At 33.2% G+C, this 14,801-nt stretch carries 14 protein-coding genes; 5 read left to right on the forward strand and 9 right to left on the reverse strand.

Annotated elements, in window-relative coordinates; translation table 11 throughout:
- The first annotated feature begins 13 nt into the window (after nucleotides 1-13).
- Nucleotides 14-2,176: a tetratricopeptide repeat-containing hybrid sensor histidine kinase/response regulator gene (locus tag AAEO57_RS14350; protein ID WP_341693716.1), complete on the forward strand. Its 2,163-nt coding sequence runs from the start codon at nucleotides 14-16 to the stop codon at nucleotides 2,174-2,176.
- 2 nt (nucleotides 2,177-2,178) lie between these two features.
- Here the strand turns inward: AAEO57_RS14350 and lpxK are convergent, their stop codons facing one another.
- Nucleotides 2,179-3,201: a tetraacyldisaccharide 4'-kinase gene (lpxK, locus tag AAEO57_RS14355; protein ID WP_341693717.1), complete on the reverse strand. Its 1,023-nt coding sequence runs from the start codon at nucleotides 3,199-3,201 to the stop codon at nucleotides 2,179-2,181.
- An 84-nt stretch (nucleotides 3,202-3,285) separates the two neighbouring features.
- Between lpxK and AAEO57_RS14360 the strand changes: the two genes are divergently transcribed.
- The 4 genes from AAEO57_RS14360 to rluF all read left to right on the forward strand — a co-directional run bounded on the left by AAEO57_RS14360 (nucleotide 3,286) and on the right by rluF (nucleotide 7,129).
- Complete coding sequence (locus AAEO57_RS14360) at nucleotides 3,286-4,380, forward strand: Nif3-like dinuclear metal center hexameric protein (RefSeq protein WP_341693718.1); 1,095 nt, start codon at nucleotides 3,286-3,288, stop codon at nucleotides 4,378-4,380.
- Between the two features lie 3 nt (nucleotides 4,381-4,383).
- Nucleotides 4,384-5,163, forward strand: a complete 780-nt coding sequence (locus AAEO57_RS14365) for a zinc ribbon domain-containing protein (protein WP_341693719.1) — start codon at nucleotides 4,384-4,386, stop codon at nucleotides 5,161-5,163.
- 57 nt (nucleotides 5,164-5,220) lie between these two features.
- Nucleotides 5,221-6,084, forward strand: coding sequence for an alpha/beta fold hydrolase (locus AAEO57_RS14370; RefSeq protein ID WP_341693720.1), 864 nt, complete (start codon nucleotides 5,221-5,223; stop codon nucleotides 6,082-6,084).
- A gap of 235 nt (nucleotides 6,085-6,319) precedes the next feature.
- Nucleotides 6,320-7,129 carry a 23S rRNA pseudouridine(2604) synthase RluF gene (gene rluF / locus AAEO57_RS14375; protein WP_341693721.1) on the forward strand — a complete coding sequence of 270 codons (810 nt, stop codon included), beginning with the start codon at nucleotides 6,320-6,322 and terminating at the stop codon, nucleotides 7,127-7,129.
- 74 nt (nucleotides 7,130-7,203) lie between these two features.
- Here rluF and AAEO57_RS14380 read toward each other — a convergent pair whose 3' ends face one another.
- The 8 genes from AAEO57_RS14380 to AAEO57_RS14415 all read right to left on the reverse strand — a co-directional run bounded on the left by AAEO57_RS14380 (nucleotide 7,204) and on the right by AAEO57_RS14415 (nucleotide 14,622).
- Entirely contained in the window at nucleotides 7,204-8,295 is a 1,092-nt protein-coding gene (locus AAEO57_RS14380; RefSeq protein WP_341693722.1) for a glycoside hydrolase family 18 protein, read from the reverse strand.
- 90 nt (nucleotides 8,296-8,385) lie between these two features.
- On the reverse strand, nucleotides 8,386-8,730 hold the full coding sequence (locus tag AAEO57_RS14385) for a mannan-binding lectin (protein WP_341693723.1): 345 nt from the start codon (nucleotides 8,728-8,730) through the stop codon (nucleotides 8,386-8,388).
- Between the two features lie 302 nt (nucleotides 8,731-9,032).
- On the reverse strand, nucleotides 9,033-9,779 hold the full coding sequence (locus AAEO57_RS14390) for a LytR/AlgR family response regulator transcription factor (RefSeq protein ID WP_341693724.1): 747 nt from the start codon (nucleotides 9,777-9,779) through the stop codon (nucleotides 9,033-9,035).
- Entirely contained in the window at nucleotides 9,772-11,349 is a 1,578-nt protein-coding gene (locus AAEO57_RS14395) for an ATP-binding protein (RefSeq protein ID WP_341693725.1), read from the reverse strand. The genes AAEO57_RS14390 and AAEO57_RS14395 overlap by 8 nt, the downstream gene beginning before the upstream one ends.
- Before the next feature lie 182 nt (nucleotides 11,350-11,531).
- Entirely contained in the window at nucleotides 11,532-11,996 is a 465-nt protein-coding gene (locus AAEO57_RS14400) for a hypothetical protein (RefSeq protein WP_341693726.1), read from the reverse strand.
- Nucleotides 11,997-12,241: 245 nt separating this feature from the next.
- Entirely contained in the window at nucleotides 12,242-13,630 is a 1,389-nt protein-coding gene (locus tag AAEO57_RS14405) for a DUF4153 domain-containing protein (protein ID WP_341693727.1), read from the reverse strand.
- Between the two features lie 82 nt (nucleotides 13,631-13,712).
- Nucleotides 13,713-14,003 (reverse strand): winged helix-turn-helix domain-containing protein, encoded by a 291-nt coding sequence (locus tag AAEO57_RS14410; RefSeq protein ID WP_031455920.1) that lies wholly within the window; start codon nucleotides 14,001-14,003, stop codon nucleotides 13,713-13,715.
- Nucleotides 14,004-14,007: 4 nt separating this feature from the next.
- Nucleotides 14,008-14,622 (reverse strand): hypothetical protein, encoded by a 615-nt coding sequence (locus AAEO57_RS14415; protein WP_341693728.1) that lies wholly within the window; start codon nucleotides 14,620-14,622, stop codon nucleotides 14,008-14,010.
- Between the last annotated feature and the right edge of the window lie 179 nt (nucleotides 14,623-14,801).

Here is a 14,801-nt window from a genome sequence, read left to right on the forward strand (position 1 = left end):
AAAGTATTACAATATGAAATACCTTTTTATTTTTATCAGTTTTTATTACACCTCTTTGTATTCGCAAACTAAAACGAATATAGACAGTATTTCGTATTACAACAAAGCCGCAAACGCAAGTCTTAAAAACAAACAATATGACAAAGCCATATTGTTTACACAACAATCTATAGCCTATTGCCAAAATCATCATTTAATAGAAAACCAGGCAAATCAAACTTTTAAGCTTGGAAAAATCTACTACAACCAACACAATTATGATGACGCTTTAAAAAAACTTCAGGAAAGCATTTCTTTATTCGACAAACTACCCTTATCAGCAAGCAAAGCACTTAACTTATATTACATAGGGATTGTAAACACCGAAAAAAAGAATTACGAAACTGCCGAAGAATACTACAAAAAAGCAGATGCAGTTTTCAACAAACTAAACTTAAACGACTCTCAGAATTTAAAACTACAAAAGGCAATTGAGCTTAAATCCCACAAGGATTACAATTTAGCTGCCAAAATTTTAAAAAAAATAATCGAGCTTCCGGACAACAACAAATTTTCAACACTCCGATCAGATGCTTATTATCAGCTTGGCTTAATTGCTGCGCAACAGAAAAATGATTCGGCTATTGTGTATTTTAATGACGCACTGAAACTTTATCAAAAAAACCAGAATTTAAAACAAAAGTCCAAAATCATTCTGGCTATAAGTCAACACTATAAAAACCAAAAAGAATTCGAACTTGCCTATAGCTATTTAGATCAACATCATCAGATAGAAAACTACATTGTAAAACTTAAAAATGCCAAATTTGTTTTTGATGAATTTAAAAAGACAAAAAAAAATGAACTTTTAAATAATGAATTTAAAAGAAAAAGCGAAGAAACAGCAGAATTAAAAACATACCGTTATTCCAAATTAATCAGTATTTTGGCTATAGCTCTTATTTCTATTCTATCATTACTGAGTCTTGCCCTGTACAAAAATAACATCATCAGAAACCAGAATAATTTAATTTTAAAAGAAAAAAACAAAGAACTCGTAATAGCCAAAAACAAAGCTGAAGAAGCAACCAAAGCAAGATCTGAATTTCTATCTACTGTGAGCCACGAACTCCGGACTCCATTAAATGCTATTAACGGCATCGCACATATATTAATTGAAGACGATCCAAAAGAGTCTCAGTTAAAATACTTAGAATCATTACAATTTTCAGGAAATTACCTCACTACATTTATCAATGAAATTCTGGAAATAAACAAAATTGAATCGACTAAAATTGAAATTGAAAAAATTAGTTTTGATTTAAAAACACTGCTTGTTAATATTCAAAACTCACTAAAAGAATTAGCAGCTGTAAACAATAACCATTTCAGACTTGAAATAGACGATGCTATTCCGGATCACCTCATCGGAGACAAAACTAAGCTGTCACAAATAATCCTCAACTTAATAAATAATGCATTAAAATTTACCCAAAACGGCGAGGTAAGTGTCATAGCCAAATTAGACAACATTGAAAATGAAAATGCCACTGTTTATTTTGAAATAACAGATACCGGAATCGGCATCCCAAAAGACAAACAAAAAAAGGTCTTTGAAAGCTTTTCTCAAGGTTCTGTAGAAGTAAACCGAAAATATGGAGGAACCGGACTGGGACTTACCATAGTTAAAAAGCTCACAGAGCTTTTGGGTGGAAAAATAAAACTACAAAGCGAGGTTGGAAAAGGTTCTTCTTTTAGTTTAAGATTAAGTTTTGGAATAAGCGACAAACCATCGGTTGAAGTTAAGGACACAAAAGTATACAATGACTATCAACTAAGAAACAAACTTATTTTATTGATTGAGGACAACAAAATCAATCAGATGATAACTCGAAAAATGCTGGAAAAAAAATCCATGAATTGTGAAATATTAGATACTGGCGAAGAAGCGATAGAACTGATAAAAACAAAACAATTTGATATGATTTTAATGGATGTTCATCTTCCCGGAATCAATGGAACAATTGCAACACAACAAATTCGTGAATTTGACAAAACTACACCAATCATTGCTCTTACAGCTATTTCGCTTGACGAAAACAGAGATCAGCTTTTATCTTTCGGAATGAATGACGTTATTACAAAACCTTTTGTACCGGATGAGTTTTACAGTACGATTGCCAAATTTTTTAAATAAATTTAAAGTTTTATATTATCCTTGACAAACTCCAAAATTGAAGCATCAAAATTCTGCTGATGTTTTATAAAAGAACTTTTTATGGGCAGATAATACAATTGTAAAGCCAATTCTGAATCTTTCAATCGCACATAATCTTTTTCGGTTGTAATGATTTTTTTATTCCCCGCTTTAACCTGAATTTCCTTTAAGTCAGTTTCAGAAAAATGATGATGATCCGGAAAAGTCAAACACAGATCATTTTCACTCTTTAAATAATCAAAAAAAGGCTTTGGTTTTGCAATTCCGGCCAAAAGCAGCTTGGCTTCTGACTTGATTTCGTTTACATCAACCTTCTCATGTTTAGTATAAATTGCGTCATCATAATTTATAAACGTAAAATAAATTTGCTGAGAACAGCTTAGTTTCAACTTTTCCCTGATCTCACTTTGTTTTTCATCAGACAAATTCCCCGGGCATTTGGTCACCACCACAATATTTGCCCTGTTAGCTCCACTCCTGCTCTCCCGTAAATTACCTGTAGGCAGCATATAATCATCAGCATACAAGTCATCGAAAGCTGTTAATAATATATAAAATCCTGCTTTTACTTTTCGATGTTGATAAGCATCATCCAACAAAATAATTTCCGGTTTTATGTTCTGAGAAAGTAATTGTGTAATTCCGTTAGTCCGATTGGCATCTACCGCCACCTGAATATTTGGAAATTTTTGATAAAACTGAAAAGGTTCGTCACCCAGTATTTCAGCATTTGAATTTGAATCCGCCAAAACAAAACCTTCTGATTTGCGTTTGTAACCACGACTTAAAGTTGCGACTCTGTAATTATCCGACAATAAACGAATTAAATATTCAATCTGAGGTGTTTTTCCTGTTCCGCCAACACTTAGATTTCCAACGGCTATGACCGGAATATCAAACGAAGTAGATTTTAGAATTCCCTTATCAAAAAGGAAATTACGGATTGAAGTGATGAATCCGTATAAAATAGCAAAGGGGAAAAGTATTTTTCGAAGTAAGTTCATTTTACGAAAGTATAATTTTTTTCGTTAATTTGTTTCAGGTTTTACTTTTCGAAGGAAACCAGAACTTTCAACAAAAATTTAAAGATGAAAATCAAAAACATAATAGACGTTCTCGAGCAAATGGCACCACTGGCCTATGCAGAAGATTTTGATAATGTGGGGCTTTTAGTTGGAAATCCTGAAGCAGAAAGCACTGGAGTTTTGGTTTGCCACGATGCTTTAGAAAACGTAATCGAAGAAGCGATTGCTAAAAACTGTAATCTGGTCGTTTGTTTCCACCCCATTTTATTTTCCGGAATTAAAAAAATTACCGGCAAAAATTATGTTGAACGTGCTATTTTAAAAGCCATAAAAAATGATATTGCGATTTATGCCGTTCACACAGCTTTAGACAATCACTCTCAGGGAGTTAATAAAATTTTCTGTAATGCATTAGGCTTAATTAACACCAAAATATTAATTCCAAAACCCCAATTTCTTCAAAAATTAGTTACATACACTGTTCCTGATAATGCCGATAAAGTTCGTAATGCAATGTTTGAAGCTGGCGCCGGAACTATTGGAAACTATGACAGCTGTAGTTTTAATTCTGAAGGTTTTTTTACTTTTAAAGGAAATGAAAAAAGCAATCCTGTAATTGGCGAAAAAGGAAAATTACATACCGGAACCGAAATAAAAATTGAAGTTATTTTTGAAAAACATTTACAATCCAGAGTTCTAAAAACACTTTTAAATAGCCATATTTATGAAGAAGTGGCTTATGAAATCTATGATTTACAAAATTCACATCAAAACATTGGACTTGGAATGGTGGGTGAATTTGAAACCGAAATGGATGAAAAAGAGTTTTTGCAATTTGTAAAAGATAAAATGCTTGCCGATGGAATCCGCCATTCTGCCTTTACAGGAAAAAAAATAAAGAAAATTGCGGTTTTGGGAGGCTCAGGAAGTTTTGCCATTCGAAACGCCATCAATACAGGAGCAGATGCTTTTTTAACTGCGGATTTAAAATACCATCAGTTTTATGAAGCCGAAAACAAGTTACTTTTGGCCGATATTGGTCATTTTGAGAGCGAACGCTATACAAAAAATTATATTGTTGATTATCTTAGGAAAAAAATCCTTAATTTTGCCATCATTTTATCAGAAGAAAATACAAATCCAGTTAAGTACTTATAGAATATGACGAATACGAAAGAATTAAGTGTTGAGGACAAGTTAAGAGCCATATACGATTTACAGCTTATTGACTCAAGAATTGACGAAATCAGAAACGTACGAGGAGAACTGCCTTTAGAAGTTGAAGATTTAGAAGATGAAGTTGCAGGTTTAAACACTCGTTCAGAAAAACTGAAAAGTGAATTAGAAGTGATTGAAGAGCAAATCAAAGCAAAGAAAATTGCAATTGAGGAGCATAAAGAGGTTATCAAAAAATACACAAAACAACAAGAATCTGTTCGTAACAACAGAGAATTTAATTCTTTAACTAAAGAAGTTGAATTTCAGGAATTAGAAATTCAATTAGCTGAAAAGCAAATCAAAGAAATGAAAGCTTCTATTGAGCACAAGAAAGAAGTTATTTCAAATCTAAAAGAAAAATTAGATGCTAAAAGCTCACACTTAAAACATAAAAAATCAGAGCTGGATGCTATTATGGCTGAAACTCAAAAAGAAGAAATCTTCCTAACGGAGAAATCTGCTGAGTATGCTGCACAAATCGAAGACAGATTATTAGCTGCTTACAACAGAATCAGAAGCAGTGTTCGTAACGGATTAGCTGTAGTTTCTATTGAAAGAGGAGCTTCTGCAGGATCATTCTTCACAATTCCGCCACAAACTCAGGTAGAAATTGCTTCAAGAAAGAAAATCATAACGGATGAGCATTCAGGCAGAATCCTTGTTGACAGTGTCCTTGCTGATGAAGAAAGAGAGAAAATGGAACAATTGTTCGCTAAAATCTAAATAAAATTGTCCCGATAAACATCGGGACTTTTTTTTACCATAAAAATTTTACCGGTTTTGGGACTAAAAAAAGGAATTCGTTTTATTACATTAAAATCGATTGGGCAATACATTAACTTCCTCAGTTATGTCCGTCCGCAAAAAGCTGTTGAACTTTCTTATGCACTTTTTAGCCAGCCACGTGACGGCAGACTGCAAAAAGAAAAACTTCCAAAAATCCTAAAAAATACAGAAACAGAAACATTTCATCACAACGAACACCATTTTCAAACCTATATATGGAAAGGAAATGAAACCAAAATTCTGCTGGTTCATGGCTGGGAGAGCAATTCATCACGCTGGAAAAAAACGCTTCCACATCTTCAAAAATCCGGAAGCACCATTATTGCACTTGATGCACCTGCACACGGACAAAGCAGCGGTAAAGAATTTAATGTTCCTCTTTATGCGGAATTCATCAATAAAGCAGTCGAAAAATACCAGCCGGATATTATCATCGGGCATTCTATTGGTGGTGCAGCTTGCATATACCATCAATATTTATTTCCAAACACCAGCATTAATAAAATGGTTATTTTGGGAGCCCCTTCAGATCTAAAAACACTGATTGACAATTATGTATCGATGCTGAGTTTAAATAACCGAATGTTTTCACTTCTGGAAAATCGTTTTTTAACCCATTTCAATTTCAAACTAGAGGATTTCTCAGGACAAAAATTTGTTTCTCAATTTAATATTCCGGGCTTAATCGCACACGACACAACAGATAAAATTGTTTCTTTTGAAGAAGGAAAGAAAATCGCCAGCAACTGGAAGAACAGTCAGTTTATTGAAACAAAAGGCTTGGGACATGGCATGCACGACGATGAATTGTATCAAAAAGTGATTGCCTTTTTGTTTTCTTCGAAAGGTTCAGAATAGGAAATGTTCAAAGGAACAAAGTTTTTTTAGATTTTAACTCATAGATAAAGTAACTATATACTTGTCATCCTAAGGACGAAGGATCAAACTAGAAATTCTGCATAGAAAATCGCCAATCTTTGTCGAGGAGTTCCGCTTGTGATCCTTCCTTCCTCAGGATGACAAGATTGTATAAAATCCCAAAATCTAAGAAGTCTAAAATCTAAGAAGTCTAAAATTTGACTACTTTTGTATCATGGAAGAAAATCTAAAACGTCTTAACAAATTTATTGGAGAAACCGGTTATTGTTCCCGCCGTGAAGCCGACAAACTCATTGAAGAAGGACGCGTAACCATAAACGGTGCAGTACCCGAAATGGGAACCAAAGTTTCACCGGATGACGAAGTACGTATTGACGGTAAACTAATTATTGAGAAAAACGAAAAAATGATTTATCTGGCATTCAACAAACCGGTCGGAATTGAATGCACCACCAATCTGGAAGTCAAAAATAACATTGTCGATTATATCAATTACCCAAAACGTATTTTTCCAATCGGAAGATTAGATAAAGCCAGTGAAGGATTGATTTTCATGACCAATGACGGTGATATTGTAAACAAGATTTTGCGCGCCAGAAACAATCACGAAAAAGAATATACTGTAAAGGTAAACAAACCCATAACAGACCGTTTTATACAACGTATGGGCAATGGCGTTCCAATTTTAGATACCGTTACCAAAAAATGTAAAGTAGAACAAATCAGCAAATACACCTTCAAAATTATTCTGACACAAGGTTTGAACCGCCAGATTCGTAGAATGTCTGAATATTTAGGTTATGAAGTTACGGCGCTAAAACGCATCCGTATTATTAATATTTCGCTGGATGTTCCTGTGGGCCGCTACAGAGATTTAACCGATGCTGAGATTAAAGAATTAAATCAGTTAATCGAACCTTCCAGCAAAACCGAAGAAGCAAGTTTTCCAAAACCTGAAGTTACTAATAGAAGAACAGGATTCATTTCAAAACATGATCCCCGATTTAAAAAAAGAGGAAATTAATTTATAATTCAAAACAAAAGCCCTGAACATCAATTCAGGGCTTTAATTTTTAACTTTATCTAACTAAAAAACCATTATGGACAATTAGGCGTTTTGTTCCAATTGCCATTTCCATTCCAGTCGTTTACAAGTTCCCCTAACAAATCGATATTAGGCTGCTCCTGAAAGGCATACACCATAACACCTTCATAATTATTCTCTTTAAGCCAGGAAACATCACCTGATGGAGATGGAGACGGCTGTCCTGACCAAAATCCACAAACAAGTGTATTTGTAGCCATTCCAAAAGTAGTATAAACAGGCAATCGTTCTTCGGGAGTTTCCCAATAAGACATTTCCCAGCCATACGTCAGGTTATCCGCCAGAGTCTGTTGTTGATATTCAGGTTTAAAATATTGATAATCATCAAACAGAGCCTTCGAAATAATATTACCCGGCATCAACTGCTTCATAATAGTGGTTACCGTTACTAATGAAGAAACAATAGGTATACCTGCACTGTATTCATCGTCAATATCAATTCCGTCCAGTCCTAATCTGTCAACTACTTCTTTTAACTGCTCCGAAAAGTTGGTTGCTGTCGCCACATCCGGAAACTCGGACCAGCCAGTAGCATCGTGATTATTTAATAAAGTCAATAATACCGTAATTCCTTTATTTTGCAGTTTTTGTATATCAGCTGCAGTAAGTGAAGCATAGTCAGAACTTCCCACAACATAAGGATACCCTTCCGGAACTTTTGTGTTTGGTGCTAATGCAACTGCGCCCGGAGGAAAAGGCTTTTTATTGATGTTTGCCGCAAAAATACAAACTACATCTACCGCCGCACTACCATCTGCCATGGTGTAACAGCCTGTTGTCTGCAATTTATCAATACTCACGTAAGCGACAGACAAACCTGTTTTTTCATACGAATCGCATTGTGGAGCGCTTCCGTACCAGGGTTCTCCACTAAAAAACACTGCGTCTCCAGGATTGAAAATTCCTTTATCTCCTAATGTTTCAAGCACCATAAATTCCCTGCAAAAGAAGAAAAAGCTAATTTCAGGGTTTTTAACAGCAATGCGTTTCGCCTTTTCCGGAGTACAATTTGGAACTCTTTTAATTAATGTATTCCAGTTCGCACCTTTAAACATTGCTACATTTTCTTTTTTAATCCAAGCCATTGTGATCTGTTTTAAATTGAATTTGGGTTTAAACAAAAAAACCAGAAATACATTTTCAGCATTTCTGGTTTTATAAAATAGTTAGTCAGATTAGAAGGTGTATTTAATCTCGATTACGCTCATTTGTCCTTCGACAATTGTAGACCATTGTCCTGTAAATTCAGCTCCGTATGAAGCAGCGATTACTGAACCTACTTTTTGAGCTTCGTCATTACTCCAAAGGGGACCGGCTAAAACATTTGTTTTATACTCGTTTTTTCCGTTGTTTTTTACGTTAAGCTCTAATTCAACTACGCTCATTTGACTGTCTACAACAGTATTCCATTGCCCTGTCCATTTCCCCTGATGTGCTGCTGCTACTAAAGGAGCTTTTTCGTTTGCGTCTTGTTGATTCCAGATTGGACCTGCCGGAATATTCACTTTAAATGTTGCCATGATATAAATTTTTAATTATTGGTTTGTTTTGCCTTACTCGTTTGGCTTTTCAGATACGCCTCGTTTTTTGAGTGGGAACTGAACTCCACTTATACAAAATGATCAATTTTGCAATTGGTTAAAAAAATTAAGATGCCAGCTTTTTAATTTCTGAAGTAAAACTACACCATAACTTATTCTGACACATTTAATTTGTTACAAAACTGAATATCAATGACATAAAAGACTAAAACTAATGTATGGACATAAAAAAACCTCCATTACTGAAGGCTTCTGTTTATAATAATCGAATGGATTAAATTCTATTTCAATATTCTAAAGTGTTTCACAAAATCTTTGTATTTATCACTTAAGGTAACTTTATGCTTTCCTTTTAAAACAATCAAATTGTCATTTACAATTATTTCCTCTATTTTACTGGCGTTTACGATATAATTTCGATGTGTCTGAAAAAACTCTGCCGGATCCAGCAGCTGAATGATTTTGGTCAGAGAGATTAAAATGACAAATTTTTCTGTTTCGGTTATGATGTTGCAATAGCGGTCCTCGACTTCTATGTACACAATATCCCTGATTTGAACTTTCTTCAGCGATTTGTTTTTTTTGATAAACAGCGAATCGCTACTCACTACTGCATTTTGATCTTCGCTATGAAAAGCATTAGTCTGTCCGTAAAATTTTTCGACAGCCATTTCCAATGCATATAAAATCTCCAGTTCGTTAAATGGTTTTAATAAAAAACTGAAAGGCTTCGTTAATTTTGCCCTTTCAAAAACCTGACGGTCTTTTGAACTCGTTAAAAAAACAAATGGCTTTACACTATTAGGAACAATATTTATTGTCTCTGCAAATGTAATTCCATCGGGTTTTGCGTCTAAAAAAACATCAATAACCACGATGTCAATTTCTTTTTCATAAAACAACGTTAATGCTTCCTGATAAGTCCGGGCAATTCCGGCAATGTTGTAATTGTTTTCAGAAAGTACTTTTACAAGTGCATCGCTTTCTTCCGGTGTATCTTCGACAATAAGTACATTTATGTTATCCATGGGTTTTAAACTTTGGTAATGCTATGATAATCCTGGTTCCTACATTTTCCTCACTCTCTATATCGAGTTTTCCTTCGTTTTTACGAATCAGGCTTTTGCACAACTGCATCCCTAATCCGGTACCTATGACATCATCGTTTTGCTTTTTAGAAAGCAAAATGGTTTCTTTTAATAATTCTTTTCTTGTTGCTTCGTTCATCCCTAATCCGCTGTCTTCGATGACCAGATAACAAAACTCTTCTGATGATGGACGACTGTAAATAGAAATTGTTCCGTTTTCTTTAGAGAATTTAATCGCATTGTCTAAAAAGTTCCGAATAATGATTTTGAGCGAATCCATATCGGCAAACACATAATCTGAAACCGAAACATTACTTTTAAAATCAATATTCTTATTGAGCATCAAAGGCTTGTAATTATACTCAACATGCTCTACAATTCTAATCAAGTGCAATGATTCCCGATAAAAATAACCTTGCTGGGTTTGCAACAAAGCCCAATTCAGCAGGTTGTCGAGCAAATTATAGGTCCCACTGGCAATGGAGCTGTTTTTGTGCAGTAAAACATCGAGTTCTGTATAGTTTTTACTTTCCAGACTATCTAAAAGTTTACTATTACTCACTTTCAGAGCATTTACAGAAGAACGCAAATCATGACTCACAATAGAGAACAACTTGTCTTTGGTAGCATTCAGTTCATCGAGTTCGTTTTTCTGAGCCAGAATTATTTTATTGTTCCTGATTTTCTGTCTGTAAAAATAAACTCCGGTACCCAACAGTACAAACAATAAAACCGAAGAAATGAGAAACCCATTTCTTTCGGCTATTTTTGCTTTATTCTCTGCAGCGAGAACATTGACTTCTTTTTGTTTTTGTTTAATCGCAAACTTCTTTTCAACTTCTGCAATTGCCCATACTTTATTTTGATCGTTTAGGGAATCTTTCCATGCTTCGTATTCTTTTCTGTAAGTTAAAGCTAAAGGAAAGTTTTTTCTATTTTCTTCGACTACAGCCATATTTAAAGTTGTAGTTTGTTTTAAGTCAAATGATTTTGTTCTTTTGGATAATTGATATGCCTTTTCAAAGTAAGGAATTGCTTGACTATCTTTGTATTGATCATAATATAAAGTTGCAATTCCTACATACGAACTAATAAGCATAACTGTATCTTTTTCAACTTCTTGTAAGTAAGCACCTCTAAACAGATATTCTTCAGACTTATCAAATTTCTTAAGATGTAAATAACATAATCCTATATTATGCAGAACAGTACTTTTTTTAAAATCATAAATAATTTTGACAGGCAATTTCTCAATTTGATTAAAATACTCTAAAGCTTCTTCATACTTGTTTTGTTCTAAAGCAATTTCTGCTAAATTAATTTTTACTTTATAGTAAAACTTAAAATCATTAGATACATTACTAAATTCTTTTTTAGCCTGATTAAATAATTTCTTCTGTTTAAAACTATATGCTCTAAAATAATAGCAATAATTTCTAAGATCGTTATTTTTTTTTAATCCAAGCTGCTTCATAGTATATACCAAAGTTGAATCCCAGTTTTTTTCCATAAAAAATGAATGTGCCTTATTAAAGTTAACATCATTTCTAAATTTCTTGGATAACACTTTAATTTCTATATGAAATAACTTATCTGCATAATATTGACTTTGAGAAAAAACAAAAAAAGGGTTGAGTAATATTACTACAATATAAAGCTTAATTTTAATCACATTGTTAAAATTTATGCAAATTAGGTTCCTTGCTGTACAATAGTTACTGTCCCTCTTGAACCAATAGGATCTACATCCCAAAGAAAAGTTTGAATTGATTCTATTTTTAATATATCAAATGGCATTATTGGCTGAACCTGAAAATTAACTTCATACACCCAAAAGTTTTTTGCAGCATCTTTATCGTCTAAATTATAACATACAAAAAACTGCAATTGAGGATCTCCTTCAATGTCTACATAGCAATTTTGAACTACAGTAAATTCGGTCGATTTCGCTATTTTAGAATCAACAAAAACAACAGCATTGACAGTAATGATTCCATCGACTAAAAATGCCTGCACAACAGGTGAAAAAAGGTCTGTGGATTTATTTAAAGGAAATTTTATTTCACCTACATAAGTAGTTTTAGTAAACTCTGTTGGGATTTCAACTCCTGGGGGTGGGATAATTACAGGGCAATCGTTAGGGGTAGTTTTTTCCATAGTAATAATTTTTTAGGGTTAGATTAATAATTTTTAATAAAATATTGCCAAACAAGGGACTTTACCTCACAAAATCAGCAAAATTTCGACATCAAATATAACAAAGTATTTCCTAATAAGTTTAATTAAAAAGGTTATTAAACGACAATATTTACCTTTTAACGTTAAATAAATCACACACTTTCAAGGAATAAGCTTTTTTTGCAAAACAAATCCTACTCTTTCGAATAGGATTTACTATTTCTTCATTTATGTATTTTCAAAAATTTATAATACAACGGTTTTGATAAAAAAGATTTTTCCTGATATTCCTGAATATCTCCTTCACGGGGATCATCTACAAATAGTTTATCATAGTCATGTTCTAAAAAATAAGCTCTTCGGGTTTCGTCATTAAAATTCAGGCTACTTAGAAATCTTGGCTCTACTCCTTTATTCACAGAAATATTGTAATTGGTAATCAAATTCCCCCAATTGAAATAACTGCAAACCAAAATAGTTCCGTATAAGTACCAAATCATATTATTAAAAAGATAAGCGTTTGTTTTTTGCTTTATAATTTTTTGAAAGGAAAGTATCAAACCTATAATTGCTAAAGCTAAAAACAAGTACACTCCCAGCCTTTTATAAGTTAAGCCAAAAAAAGCAATGTATTCTGTGTTTTTAGTAAAGGCACTTATAATTAAAGCACAGTTTAATGCAATCCATATTTTGGCAAGTCTTTTTAACTGAGCTGCTTTTTCATCAAAATTGAATCCTCCTTTAAAGTAAAACAAGATTACCCCGACAGCCATGACAATTGAGAAAATTACAGCATTTACGCGTTCGTGTGTATCAGAGCTTAAATTCGTTTTTTCGGCCACCTCAAAAAACTGTTCGTAATTGTATGTCCCGATGAACACCAATAACATTAAATTTAAAAGTACCAGCGTAATTTCGCCGCTTTTTCTTTCAAAATCTACATCAAGGAAAGAAAATGTATTTTGGCTTTCGATTTCATCTGTATTGCTGAAATCATTATCTAATAAATGCTTTTTTTCATAACAAACTTCAGGAATCCAGTAATTCCAAAAGCTGAAAGAAATATAAAATCCTAAAACAGAAATAACGATTAACTGCCAAAGATCAATCTCTAATGTATAATCTGTAAACAGAGAAGAAAAATGGTCACTACCGAAAGAATAGACAATAAAAAACAATCCCAGAAAAACGGCCGGAATGACTACAAAGGCAACTATTTTTTTTGCAAAATTGTTGTGAATTTTCTTTTCGGGCAGCCATTGCTTAAACATAAAAATACGGCCTATAGATGCAAATCCGTTTATAAAGATCAACGGTATCACCTGAATAACTTTGAGTTCTCTTTCATGAGTTTTGAATTGTAAAAAAGTAATCGACAATGCCAACGCTACAAAAGAAGCAAAATCTCCATACCAGGCAAACGCCAGACAAGATAAGATGGAGGTTACGACTAGCATTAAATGAGTTCTGTCTGTAAATTTGTCCTGAAAAAAATAACAGATTGAAGCGGTTAATACCAGCCCAAAAAGAGCCAGATTGATACCTATTGTCTCATTGTAAAAAAGCAGTGCAAAAATCAAACTGCTGGCCAGAATAAATTGGTGTTTTTTCATGATTTTAGAATTATTATTTGTTGTTTTTAGAAATTAAAAAGTACTTTGTATTTCAAAGTTTTTAGGTAAAAAAATTTAGTTGTTAGAATTTCATTAATTTTTCCAGATAATTAAGGTGTTCTTTAAAAGCAGCCCGCCCAAGATCGGTAACTTTGTAGGAGGTTTTAGGCTTTTTGCCTACGAATTCTTTCTTTACTTCTATATATTGCGCTTTTTCAAGAGCAGAGGAATGACTTGCTAAATTACCATCTGTGATATTCAAAAGTGTTTTCATTTCAGTGAAATCAATCCACTCGTTTACGATCAGAATAGACATTATACCTAATCTGACACGGCTTTCGAAATCCTTATTTAATTTATCAATAATTCCCATGGGGTTATTTGTATTTTTTGAACATTACTAATCCGTACAAAATGTGCAAAATACCAAATCCAATGATCCAAAAAATCAAACCATACCCTAAACAAAACAGAGAAATAAATCCTAAAACCAATTCACAGTATCCCAAATACTTCACATCAGAAAAAGTATACTTTTCAGCATTAACAAGTGCTAAACCATAAAAAATTAGAGTCGCCGGAGCAATTAAAACATATATTTGATGATATAAAAGCGCCAGACAAAATATACCGCCAGCCACAAGGGGAATCGCTAAATTTAACAACATCTTTTTTGTGGCAGATGTCCAGATTGGTAAATCATATTTTCTGCTTTTTCTAATGGTAAAAAAGATTCCAAACGTAAGTGCAGACACCAAAATAATAAGCGCAATCCAAATTAGCTCTGAAACCAAATTGACCGAATACAATTTATGATATCCATCAAAATATTCAAGACCATTGGCCTTAAATAACTGATAAACGTACAATCCGCCGATAAGAGCTGACAATCCTGCAAAAACCCCTGAGAGTCCGCTTAAGGATATAAATCTTGAAGAGCGTTCCATCATAGAACGAATATGCGCTAAATCTTCCTGGTGCTTCTGATTCATAAATAAAGTACTTTGTAATGCAAAGTTATTATTTATTTTGAATTGACAATATAAATAACTTAAAAATTTCACAAATGTTTAAAGTTGATACAGGACTAAATTTAATAGCGCTATTTTAGTGTATAAAAAATCCCAACAAAAAGATATTTTATTTAAATTTTCTTTTGTTGGGATTAAAA

The sequence above is a fragment of the Flavobacterium calami genome (assembly GCF_038290035.1).
In the GTDB taxonomy this organism is placed as follows: Bacteria; Bacteroidota; Bacteroidia; order Flavobacteriales; family Flavobacteriaceae; genus Flavobacterium; species Flavobacterium calami.